Annotated in this window: 8 protein-coding genes; 4 read left to right on the top strand and 4 right to left on the bottom strand. The window is 72.2% G+C overall.

Features of this window, described 5'->3' with window-relative positions; genetic code table 11:
* Positions 1-48: 48 nt before the first annotated feature.
* Positions 49-1,143 (top strand): sugar ABC transporter substrate-binding protein, encoded by a 1,095-nt coding sequence (locus tag ACF07N_RS11180; protein ID WP_392110869.1) that lies wholly within the window; start codon positions 49-51, stop codon positions 1,141-1,143.
* A 70-nt stretch (positions 1,144-1,213) separates the two neighbouring features.
* Here ACF07N_RS11180 and ACF07N_RS11175 read toward each other — a convergent pair whose 3' ends face one another.
* The gene (locus ACF07N_RS11175) at positions 1,214-1,864 is read right to left on the bottom strand and encodes a class I SAM-dependent methyltransferase (protein WP_392110866.1); all 651 of its coding nucleotides are present in this window, start codon (positions 1,862-1,864) and stop codon (positions 1,214-1,216) included.
* A gap of 165 nt (positions 1,865-2,029) precedes the next feature.
* Positions 2,030-2,233 carry a cold-shock protein gene (locus tag ACF07N_RS11170; protein ID WP_003974443.1) on the bottom strand — a complete coding sequence of 68 codons (204 nt, stop codon included), beginning with the start codon at positions 2,231-2,233 and terminating at the stop codon, positions 2,030-2,032.
* Between the two features lie 321 nt (positions 2,234-2,554).
* Between ACF07N_RS11170 and ACF07N_RS11165 the strand changes: the two genes are divergently transcribed.
* Both ACF07N_RS11165 and ACF07N_RS11160 read left to right on the top strand, forming a co-directional pair.
* The gene (locus tag ACF07N_RS11165; RefSeq protein WP_383336252.1) at positions 2,555-3,403 is read left to right on the top strand and encodes a menaquinone biosynthetic enzyme MqnA/MqnD family protein; all 849 of its coding nucleotides are present in this window, start codon (positions 2,555-2,557) and stop codon (positions 3,401-3,403) included.
* Between the two features lie 142 nt (positions 3,404-3,545).
* Positions 3,546-5,402 carry a serine/threonine-protein kinase gene (locus ACF07N_RS11160; RefSeq protein ID WP_392110863.1) on the top strand — a complete coding sequence of 619 codons (1,857 nt, stop codon included), beginning with the start codon at positions 3,546-3,548 and terminating at the stop codon, positions 5,400-5,402.
* On the opposite strand, the gene ACF07N_RS11155 is transcribed toward ACF07N_RS11160, so the two are convergent.
* Complete coding sequence (locus ACF07N_RS11155; RefSeq protein WP_392110860.1) at positions 5,317-5,985, bottom strand: hypothetical protein; 669 nt, start codon at positions 5,983-5,985, stop codon at positions 5,317-5,319. The two genes, ACF07N_RS11160 and ACF07N_RS11155, sit on opposite strands and share 86 nt — an antisense overlap.
* Positions 5,986-5,989: 4 nt before the next feature.
* Entirely contained in the window at positions 5,990-10,639 is a 4,650-nt protein-coding gene (locus ACF07N_RS11150) for an FtsK/SpoIIIE domain-containing protein (RefSeq protein ID WP_392110857.1), read from the bottom strand.
* A 370-nt stretch (positions 10,640-11,009) separates the two neighbouring features.
* On the opposite strand from ACF07N_RS11150, the gene ACF07N_RS11145 reads away from it, so the two are divergent.
* Positions 11,010-11,309, top strand: a complete 300-nt coding sequence (locus ACF07N_RS11145; protein ID WP_082319687.1) for a WXG100 family type VII secretion target — start codon at positions 11,010-11,012, stop codon at positions 11,307-11,309.
* Positions 11,310-11,701 lie beyond the last annotated feature (392 nt).

The raw sequence follows: 11,701 nt of genomic DNA, 5'->3' as shown, positions 1-11,701 counted from the left end.
CATCGGAAGGCACCATCAGTGAAAGCGCGTTACACCCGCCGGGCCGCCGTGCGTCCTGTCTGCATAGGCCTGGCGGTCTCCGTGTCGGCCCTGTCCCTCGCCGCGTGCGGTGACGGCGGAAGCGACGACCCGGCCGGCGGGAAGAAGGGCAACGACATCACGGTGGGGCTGCTGCTGCCCGACCGGGACACGGCACGCTTCGAGAGGTTCGACCACCCCCTCATCAAGCAGGAGGTCGCCGCCCTCACCGAGAACAAGGGCACGGTCCGCTACGCCAACGCCGAGGCGAGCGTCTCCCGGCAGAGCGAGCAGTTCCGCGAGATGATCGCCGACAGGGTGGACGTCATCCTCGTCGACGCCCTGGACTCCAAGGCCATCGCCCCGGACGTGCGGAAGGCCAAGGAGGCGGGCATCCCCGTCGTCGCCTACGACCGGCTCGCCGAGGGCCCCATCGACGCGTACGTCTCCCATGACAACGAACTCGTCGGGCAGGTGCAGGGCCGCGCGATCCTCGGCGAACTGGGGGAGAAGGCCGAGAACAGCAAGGTCGTCATGATGAACGGCGACCCCGCCGACCCCAACACCGCACGCTTCAGGAACGGCGCGCTGGGCGAACTCCAGGGTCAGGTCGACATCGTCCAGCAGTACGACACCAAGGAGTGGAAGCCCGCGATCGCCAAGGCCAACATGCGCAAGGCCATCAAGGCGGTCGGGCTGAACGACATCGCCGCCGTCTACTCGGCCAACGACGGCATGGCCGGTGCCGTCATCGAGGCGCTCAAGGAGGCGGGCGCCACGAAGATGCCGCCGGTGACCGGGCAGGACGCGAACCTGGACGCCGTGCAGCGGGTGGTGTCGGGGGAGCAGTACATGACCGTGTACAAGTCCTTCCTGCTGGAGGCGACCAACGCCGCGAAGATCGCCGTCGCCAAGGTCCAGGACCGCTCGATCGAGTTCGCCGCGCTGACCCGCGAGACGGTCGACAGCCCGACGCACAAGAACATCCCGGCGATGCTGGTGCCGGTGGTCGCCCTCACCAAGGACAACATCAAGGAGACCGTGATCACCGACGGCGTGTACACGGTGAAGGACATCTGCACCGCCGAGTACAGGGCGGACTGCGCGGCCATCGGCCTCGAATGACCGCGGGGGCGCGGGGCCGCGGCGCCCGGCCGGGCGCCGCGGTCTGTGAGGGCTGAGCGGTCCGTGAGGGCTAAGCGGTCCGTGAGGGCCTGCGGGCCACCAGGGCCGCCTGGGGGACCGGCTCGCCGTACTCCTCGTCGGCCTCCCGCACCGTCCGCAACCGGACGGTGAAACCGGCCCCCTCCAGCAGCGCGGCCATCCGCTCGGGCCGTCGGCGGTGGAAGCTCAGGGACACCCGGTGGCCGAAGGCCTCCTCGTAGCGCCGGGGCTCCTCGCCGTACTGGAAGCCCAGGAGCAGGTGCCCGCCCGGGCGCAGGACGCGGTGGAAGCCGGCGAAGAGGGCGGGCAGGTGCTCCACGGGCGTGTGGATGGTGGAGTACCAGGCCACGATCCCGTCCAGGGAGCCGTCCGGCAGGTCCAGGTCCAGCATCGAGCCCTGCTCGAACCGCAGCGCGGGGTGCTCGCGCCGGGCGATCGCCAGCATCGACTCCGACAGGTCCAGCCCGAAGACCGACAGTCCCCTGGACGCCAGGTACGCCGTCACCCGCCCGGGCCCGCACCCCAGGTCGGCGACCTCGCCGCCCTCGCCCACGAGCTCCGCGAACCCGTACAGCAGGCCCAGGTCGAGCGGGGTGGCGGCGTCCCGGAAGCGCTCGGCGTACTCCTCGGCCACGGCGTCGTAGAAGGTGCGGGTCTCGGTCAGGAAGTCGGCTTCGGTCATGGGGCGTGACGCTACCGGGGAGCACGGACACCCGGGCCGCCCGTTCCCGGCGGTCCGGTCCCCGGGTGGTCGAGCAGAATTCGCCCGGAATTCACCGGGTGAAAGGGACCGAAAAGGGCAGGAGCCCCGTCGCCTGGCGGCGCGGGGCTCCTTGGGTACTGCTGATCAGACCGGCGTGACGTTCTCAGCCTGCGGGCCCTTCGGACCCTGCGTGACGTCGAAAGACACCTGCTGGTTCTCCTCCAGGGACCGGAATCCCTGCGCATTGATCGCGGAGTAGTGGACGAAGACGTCGGGGCCGCCGCCCTCCTGGGCGATGAAACCAAAGCCCTTTTCGGCGTTGAACCACTTCACGGTTCCGGTAGCCATAAGCCCTCCTTGGGCTCAAAAGGGTTGCCCTGCTCCAGAACCAGCAAGTGTGAAGAGTGAATTCTGCACAAGTGCGTATGTCTGAGAATGACGAGAGCCCGCGGTCACATGCTCCGCAGGCTCTGTACTGCAAGGGAAACCAAACTGCAACTTGCGACGAGCCTAGCACGCGGACCCCGGAATGCAATAGGGGTCAAGATCACGTCACCCGAATGTTTGAACATCCCCCGGCCGACTGGCGGATCGGCCGCGAGCGGCGGCCGGAGCCCCGACGGCGGGGCCGGACGCGGGGCCCGGTGCCGTGAGGGCTAGCCTCACGATGTGGACAATCCTCGCACCCGGCCGCGCGTCGGCCACATCCAGTTCCTGAACTGCCTGCCCCTGTACTGGGGGCTCGCGAGAACGGGCACGCTCCTCGACTTCGAGCTCACCAAGGACACCCCGGAGAAGCTCAGCGAGAAGCTGGTGCAGGGCGATCTCGACATCGGTCCGGTCACCCTCGTCGAGTTCCTCAAGCACGCCGACGACCTGGTCGCCTTCCCCGACATCGCCGTCGGCTGCGACGGCCCGGTCATGTCCTGCGTGATCGTCTCGCAGGTCCCGCTCGACCGGCTGGACGGCGCCCGCGTCGCCCTCGGCTCGACCTCCCGCACCTCCGTCCGCCTCGCCCAGCTGCTCCTCGCCGAGCGCTACGGCGTCCAGCCGGACTACTACACCTGCCCGCCCGACCTCGGCCTGATGATGCGGGAGGCCGACGCCGCCGTCCTCATCGGCGACGCGGCCCTGCGCGCCAACATGGTCGACGGGCCCCGCTTCGGCCTGGAGGTGCACGACCTGGGCGCCCTGTGGAAGGAATGGACCGGCCTGCCGTTCGTCTTCGCGGTCTGGGCGGCGCGCCGCGAGTACGCCGAGCGCGAGCCCGCCATCACGCGCAAGGTGCACGCCGCGTTCCTCGACTCGCGCAACCTCTCCCTGGAGGAGGTCGGCAAGGTCGCCGAGCAGGCCGCCCGCTGGGAGGCCTTCGACGAGGAGACCCTCGCCCGTTACTTCACCACCCTCGACTTCCGCTTCGGCGGGCCCCAGCTGGAGGCGGTCGCCGAGTTCGCCCGCCGGGTCGGCCCGACGACCGGCTTCCCGGCGGACGTGAAGGTGGACCTGCTCCAGCCCTGAGCCCGGCGGACGGGAGCGCGGCGCCGCGAAACGGACCTGCTCCGGCCGTGGGTGCGGCGGTGCCCCGGCACTACTCTGCTGGGAGATGCGGGCGTGCCGGACCGGGGAGTGCCCCGCGCGCCCACGGGGGAGGGGTGACGCCATGCGGCCGCTCGATGCCGACGAACCCACGGCCGTGGGTCCCTACCGGCTGCTCGGCCGGCTGGGTGCCGGTGGCATGGGCCGGGTCTACCTGGGCCGCAGCGCCGGGGGCCGCACGGTCGCGGTGAAGATCGTGCATCCGCACCTCGCGCTGGACGACGAGTTCCGGGCCCGCTTCCGCCGCGAGGTCGAGGCCGCGCGCCGGGTGGGCGGTGCCTGGACCGCGCCCGTCCTGGACGCGGACCCGGACGCGCGCGTGCCGTGGGTGGCGACGGCGTACGCCGCCGGCCCGTCACTGTCCGCGGCCGTGACCGACGGCGGGCCCCTGCCGGCCCACACCGTACGGGCGCTCGGGGCGGGGCTCGCCGAGGCGCTGGCGGCGGTGCACGAGCTGGGACTCGTCCACCGTGACGTGAAGCCGTCGAACGTCCTGCTCACCCTGGACGGCCCGCTGCTGATCGACTTCGGCATCGCCCGGGCCACCGACGGCACGGCGTCCCTGACCTCCACCGGCGTCTCCGTCGGCTCCCCCGGTTACATGTCGCCCGAGCAGATCCTGGGCAAGGGCGTCACGGGCGCGGCGGACGTCTTCTCCCTGGGGGCCGTCCTCGCGTACGCGGCGACCGGCGAACCGCCCTTCCCCGGGGACTCCTCCGCGGCCCTGCTCTACAAGGTGGTGCACGAGGAGCCGGAACTCGGTCTGCTCGACGGCGAACTGCGCTCCCTGACGGCGGCCTGCCTGGCCAAGGACCCGGCTGCGCGGCCCGCTCCCGCGGAGCTGGCCCGCCGGCTCGCCCCCGAGGGGGCGGCCCGGCTGGTGGCGGGCGGGTGGCTGCCGGGGACGCTGGTGGAACAGGTGAGCCGCGGTGCCGTGCGGCTGCTGAACCTGGAGGCCGGGGCTGCCACGGGGGCGGGAGCGCCCTCGGGGCCGGTGGGCTTCAGCAGCCCGTCGGTGGACTTCGGCAGTCCGTCGGTGGGCTTCGGCAGTCCGTCGGTGGGCTTCGGCAGTCCGTCGGTGGGGGAACCGGAGGCGGGCGGGACCGCGGGGGCTGCCGGTGGTGCGGGGGTGTTCGGGCCGCCGCCCGTGATGGGCGGTCCGCCGTCGGTGCCGCAGGGGCAGCCGCGTGTGCCGGGCGGTCCCCTGCCGGTGGCGGACGGGCCGGCCGGCTCGCCGCCCGCGCCGGCCTCAGCCGCGCCGGCCCCCACCGCCGTACCCGAACCCCGCGACGCGCACCGCGAGGACACCGGCGTCCCCTCCGGGGGACGGCGGCCCGGCAAGGTCACCCTGTCCGTCGCCGCGACCTCCGCGCCCGAGGGCGAGGGGCGGGTGCGCAGGCTGAGCTGCTCCGTCGCGCTCGCCGTCGCGGGGGCGATGGCCGCCGTCACGATCGGGTCGGTCCTCGTCCTCGACCTGCTGCCGGGCGGGAGCGGCGGGGACGACGGGGGTTCGGGCAGCGCCGACGCCTACTCGCCACCCGCGGCGACCGCGAGCTCCGCCCCGTCCGGTACGGTGCCCGCCGCCTACCTGGGCACCTGGGAGGGGCAGGGCACCGCCCTGGACGGCAGGCTGCCGCTCGGCACGTTCCGGGTCACCGTGCAGCGTGCGGAGGCCGGACAGGAGCTGGGACGCGTCCGCCAGACCGACCAGCTCGGCGGCGTCTGCGTGGACGTCCTCACCCTGAAGCAGGTGACGAAGAAGGAGCTGGTCGCGACGTCGGTCGGCGCGAAGACCAACCACAGCGGCTGCAACCCGGCCCCCACGACCGTCCGCCTCACACCGGTGGGCGACGATCTCCGCTACCGCTCGGAGAGCCAGGAGTCGGGCCGTCCTGAGGCCCGGCTGTCGAAGGTGCGGTAGGCGCGGACGACCCGCGCACGTGCCGGACGAACAGGCCGATCAGCAGCGCGACCACCGCGAGGGTGCCGGCCAGGCCCACGGCCCACAGCCACGGGTAGTGCACGTGCACCCAGCAGGGGCCGCCCTCGCGGTAGCAGTCGGCGTCCCAGTCCCGGCGCCGCTGGGGCCGTGCGGTGGCGCTGATCACCCCCGCGAGCAGGTAACCGGCGGCCAGTCCGGGCAGGGACGCGATCGCCCAGGCCAGCGAATGCGGTTTGCTCTTCTTCCACTCCATCCGGACCAGCGGCGCCACCCAGGCGAGGAAGGCCAGCGGGACCAGGGCGCCGACCGTGCCGGCGAAGACGTACGCCCCGCCGGGCCACGCCGGGGCGAAGTCGCCCCAGAGCGCGTGGCCCCAGTACGTGTCGAACAGAACCACCGGCATCATCAGGACGACGAAGCCGGGGAGTACCAGGCAGCCCCAGGCGCATCCCCAGTCCCGCTTCTTCGGCTCGTTGGCGTGCCCCCGCCCCGGCCGGTGCGCGTACTGCAGCGCGGCCCCCGCCGCCCTCCTCCGCTCCGGCTTCGCCGAACCGCCGCTCATCGCCTCACCCCGGGATGACGACCGTGCGCAGCTCCCCGTCGCCGAGGTGCAGCATGCCCTTGCCCGGGGCGACCTGCCCGCCCACCATGCTGCGGGACAGCCGCACGCCGATGAGGTCGCCGCTGGAGGACTCCTGCGGGGAGAGCAGGATGCCGCGGCGGGCCTTCTTCGCGTCGACCTGCCAGCCCGAGAAGCCGCTGCACACGTCCTCCTCGTCACCGGCGATGACGAGCGCCAGACCCCGTTCCGCGCCGCGTGAGACCAGCTTCTTCAGCTGGCTCTCGGCGTCGCAGTCCTCCAGGATCTCGCCGTCGTCGACGAGCACCGCGATCGGCTCCTCCGGGGACGCCTGGTCGATCAGCTCCTCGAAGTCGTCCTCGTCGATGTCGTCACCGGTGAAGACCTTCAGCACGCCGTCCGTGCCGTCGAGCCCGCGCAGCGGTGACTGGCGCGGCGCCGCGATCACCAGCCGCGTGCCCTGGGCCAGGAACGAGTGCGCGAAGTTCAGCAGCACCGTCGAGCGGCCCGACTTGGCCGGACCGGCGATGACGAACGCCGGTACGCCCTGCGCGAGATCGGGCCCGAAGCCGACGATCTCGTCACCGCCGATGCCGGCCAGACCGTACAGCCGGGAACGGGACGCGTCCGGGTCGCGCAGCTCCCACGCCTCGGGGAAGGAGATCCGGCTGGGCAGGCTGTCGACGCGGAACGGGCGCCGCGCGCGCGGCACTTCGGCGTCGCGTGCGCTGGCCGCCTCGCCGATGGCCGCCAGCGCCGCCGCCTGGCCCTGACCGCTGGTGTCCTCGGCGAGCAGCGCGAACTGCGTCTCCGTACCGAACTCGTTGCGGAAGGCACGGCCCGGCGGGATCTCCTCCGGCACCTTGCGCACCGGGATGCCGAGCGCCGAGAAGTCGCTGCGGTCCGCCAGCCGCAGACCGTACTTGTCCTCGGTGAGCGTGGCGATCCGGCCCACCAGCAGCGTCCGGTCACCGGTGAGGACGAGGTGGATGCCGACGCTCGCGCCCTCGCGCATCATCGTCTGCAACTCGTCCGTCAGCGAGCCGTGGTCGATCTCGCCGAGCGTGGGCACCCAGCCCTCCCAGCGGTCCAGCAGCACCACGATGTGCGGCAGCCGCTCGTCCTCGGACACCGAGGCCCGCTGTTCCCCGATGTCCGCGAAGCCCTTCTCGGACAGCAGGTCCTGGCGGCGGCCCAGCTCGCCCTTGAGCCGGTTGACCAGCCGCACCACCCGCTCCGTCTGGTTGCGCCCGACGACCGCCCCGCAGTGCGGCAGCCGCGTCAGGGCGTTGAGCGCGCCGTTGCCGCAGTCGATGCCGTACAGGTGCACGTCGGCGACGGAGTGGGTGCGCGCGATCGAACCGGCCAGGGTGCGCAGCACCTGCGAGCGGCCGCTGCGCGGGGCACCGCCGATCATCAGATGCCCGAAGGAGGAGAAGTCCACCACGACCGGGCGGCGCGACTGGCTCGCCGGCAGGTCCTCGATGCCGTACGGGGCCGGGGGCAGCTTGCCCGGGCCGCCGGCGAAGGCGGGCACCTCGATCTCGTCCAGCAGCAGCGTCTCGTCCAGGGCGGGCAGCCACGGGCTGTGCTGGGGCGGGATGCCGAGGGAGCGGTTGGCGTCCCGGATCGTGTCGACCAGGACCTTCAGGTCGGTGATCTCCTCGTCCTCCCGCGCCTGCGCCTTCGGCTTGGCCAGCGCGGCCCGGCCCAGGTCCTCCCAGGTCAGCGGGGCGACCCAGGGCATCAGCACGGCCGGGTCGGCCGCACCGGGCCGCCGCCCGCCGACCCGCCCCGACTGGAACGGGACCAGGGAGGCGTGCCCGAGGCGGGCGTAGGCGCGGCCCGGGGTGCTCTTGGAGATGTGCCCGGCCTCGGGCGAGTCGATGACGTCGGTCGACTCGCCGCCGTCCGTCACGCGCAGCGCGATCCGCAGGTTGGTGTTGGCGCGGATCTCGGGGGAGACCACGCCGGACGGCCGCTGCGTCGCCAGCAGCAGGTGGATGCCGAGGGACCGGCCGCGCTGGGCGATGTTCACGAGCCCGGTCACGAAGTCGGGCAGGTCGCGCACCATCGAGGCGAACTCGTCGATGACGATGAGCAGCCGGGGCACGGGCCGGTGCGACGGATCGCGGCGCACCAGATCCTGGTAGTCCTCGATGTCCTTGGCGTCCGCGGCGGCCAGGATGTGCTCGCGCCGGTGCAGCTCCGCCCCGAGCGACTCCAGCGCGCGCTCCACGAGATGGGCGTCGAGGTCGGTCACCATGCCGACCGTGTGCGGCAGATGCACACAGTCCTTGAAGGCCGCGCCACCCTTGTAGTCGACCAGCACGAACGTCATGTTCTCGGGCGTGTTCGCCACCGCCAGCGCCGCCACGATGGTCTGCAGCAGCTCCGACTTGCCGGAACCGGTCGTACCGGCGATCAGACCGTGCGGCCCGTCCTTGCGGATGTCGATGCCGAACGGCCCGTCGTACGACTCGCCGATCACGGCCAGCGTCGACTGCCCGCCCATCCGCCACCGGGCGACGATCGCGTCACTCGTCGGCGGCTCCAGCTGCAGCACGTCCAGCAGCCGGCTGGAGGCCGGCAGCGCCGAGTCCTCGGTCTCGCCGCTGATGTCCCGCAGCGGCGACAGCGACCGCGCCAGCCGCAGACACCAGGCCGGGGAGACGAAGTCGGGCCGTACGTCCTTCAGCCGCTCCGCACCGGCCTCCTCCACGCGCAGCCGCAACTTCTCGACACGGTCCGCCTGTTCGGGCTGCGGGGCGGTGGTGTGCCAGGCCTGGAAGGAGGGGAAACCCCCGGCCACCGGCTGCGCCTCCCGCTGTCCCCGCTGCTGCAGCTGCCCGTCGGGCCCGGACTCCTCGGCCTTCGGCTCCGCTACGACGAACGCCTGGCACTCACCGGGCAGGAACCGCTCCTCCGCGTCGAGGCAGAGGGCGAACATCGACACCGACGGTCCCTCCCGCAGCAGCCGGACCACGCCGGGCAGGGACCGCAGCCGCCGCGACCCGTCCCACACCACCACGATGTCCGGGTCGCTGAACGTCGAGCCCTGCGCCCTGTTCTGCTCGGCGGCCTTCTTGCGGGCGTCGAGGATCTGCGTCAGCTCGCCGATCCGGGCACCGACCGTCTCGGCGTCGGTCCCGATCAGCGCGTTGACGTCCTGCCCGCCGGCCGGCCGGGCGTGCGGCAGCCAGCGCACCCAGTCCCACGACTCCCGCGCGGCGTTCTCGCTCAGCACGTAGAACTGCACGTCCATCGGGCTGTGCAGCGCCGCGGCCTGGGCGACCGCCCAACGCCCCAGCGCCCGCGCCGAGTCGCCGGGCCCTGCCACGCCGATGACGCCGAGCGTGCGCAGGTGCAGCGCGACCGGCGCGTCCTCGATCTTCCAGGTCACCTGGCGGCGGTGGTCGTCCTGCTCGGGGTCGTCCAGCACGACCTCGGAGGGCAGCCGGCCGGTCCCGAACCGCAGCAGCAGATGGTCCCGGTCGGTGCGCCGCCGCTCCCACAGCCGGGTGCGGGGCCCGGTCCCGAGGGCGAGCACGGTCGCCGGGTCGGGTATGGCGTGCCGCCGGTCGTTCCGCTCCGCGACGAGCGCGTCCTGGGCGTCCTTCTCGATCCGCTCCTTCTGCTCCTCGTACTCCTGGACCTGCTTGGCGTGCGACTTACGCCCGTGCTTCTTGTCGTTGTAGTAGTTAGCGAAGAGCAGGACCGGGCTCAGCGCGGCCATGATCAGGTAGTACCAGCGCTGGAAGATCATCACCGACACGACGGCACCGACCAGCGGCGTCAGCGCCATCAGCCAGGGCAGCGGCCGGGCCTCGTACTCGCGGGGCGCGGAGGGCAGCCGGAAGGTGGTCTGCCGCTCGGGCGGGCGCAGCCGCGGGGGCCGGTTGTAGTCCAGCCCGATGCCGTCGTCGGACCACTTCAGGGCGGCGTTCGGGGGCGTGTAACGGGTCAGCTCCAGCAGGGTGTTGCCGATCCCGACCTGCGCGCCGAGGGGCCACTCGGCGGGCCCGTCGTCGGTGTTCTGTTCCTGCTCGCCCTTCTTGCTCTTCCGCTTGCGGCCCTTGTCGCCGCCGGACGCCTCCTTGTCGTCGCCGGCGAGGGGAGTGCCGTCGAGGGTGACGTGCTCCTGGTCCGTGTGGACGGCGACCCGGCAGGTGCCGTCGGTGGCGACGGAGAGGGTCAGGGCCCGGGCGTCGACCTCGGGATCGTCGATGCGGACGTAGGAGGCGGCGCCGCTGCCGATGTCGTAGCGGCCGACGCCGAGCCGGTGCACGAACCCGGCGGCCGGCCCACCGACGACCCGCAGCTCCACGAGCCCGGTGGGCTCACCCGGCAGACACCCGGACGGATCCTGAAGGCTGACGACGGCGCCCTCGCGCAGGGGTGAGCCGACGACGGTGGCGGCGGGATCGACGGCGTACCCGTCCACGTACACGAGGGGCGCGTTGTTGGCCGGCGCGTGCCGGTGCTGCCCGAGCGGGATGACCTGCGCCCCGCTGTGCCCGACCTGCCGGGCGAGTTCCTGGGCGATGTCCCCCACGGTGGACTCAGGATCGGCGTCGAGCACGACGTCGGCGGAACCACCGCCGTACGGGTCGACGACGGTCAGAGTCAGGCGCACGACTTGTCCTCCCCGTGCCACTGGGCCCGTGTGGCTTCGTGGCCGCTGTGGTGTCCGTTGCTGCGTCCGCTCCAGTCACTTCCCGTCACTGGGGTCACAGCCGTAAGGACGATATCCGTTCGGTGCGGTGGCGGGGCAATGGGGAGGCGCGGTGATGTTCCCGATGGCAATCTCATGCACGCTTTCCCGACGCCTCGTTCACAAGCCGAGGATGTGGCACCACAGGCCACACCCGTAAGCTGCATGCGCAAGAGCGGACGATCACACCGGTTGCCACGTGCGATCGGCAACTCGGCCCGGGCGCCGAGGAGTCCGCACAACAGGGAGCCACGGGGGTTGGCCCTGCGGCGTCGTGAGAGGAAGCGGCTTCATGGCCAAGGACCTTGACATCACATATCAGGACATGCGGGAAGCGGCCAAGCATGTCGTGAAGGAGAAGGAAAAGCTCCAGGAGAAGCTCGAGGGCCTCCGCAAGTACATCAACAACCTCGTGCAGTCCGGCTATGTCACGAAGAGCTCGTCGAAGGCGTTCGACGAGAACTTCGACGAGTTCGTGCAGGGCACGAAGACGACGCTGGACGGGCTCGACGGCATGGGGGACTACCTGACCATGGCGGCGGACAAGTTCGAGCAGATCGACGAGGAGCTGGCTAAGCAGGCTCGGAAGTAGGCGGCTTCGGTTGTCGCGGGGTGGTGCGGCGGGGTGCGGGGCACCTTGCCGCACCGCCGTGCGCGGAGACGGCGCTTGTCGAGAACGAGGGCGGGGGAATGGCGAAGCGAACCACGGGGGCGCCGAGCGGACGTGGGGCCGGAGCCGGCGCTCGTTTTCGGATGAGGGACGGCTTGAGCATCGCCGGCGGAGTCGCCTTCCTGGCTGCCGCTCTCGCGGTGATCCTTCTGGTGTTCGGCGTGTCCAAACGCCTTGCACGAGAGACGCTTCCCCAGCTGGTGGACTTCCTCCCCGGGGGGGGGGGGGGGGGGCGGGGCGGGGCGGGGGGGGGGGGCATGGGCGGACGCCGACGGCGGCGCGCGGGGGGGGGGGGCAGCCTATGGGTCACGGCC

The organism is Streptomyces sp. NPDC015242 (assembly GCF_043079125.1).
In the GTDB taxonomy this organism is placed as follows: Bacteria; Actinomycetota; Actinomycetes; order Streptomycetales; family Streptomycetaceae; genus Streptomyces.
This window is presented reverse-complemented; position numbering and strand designations above follow the sequence as displayed.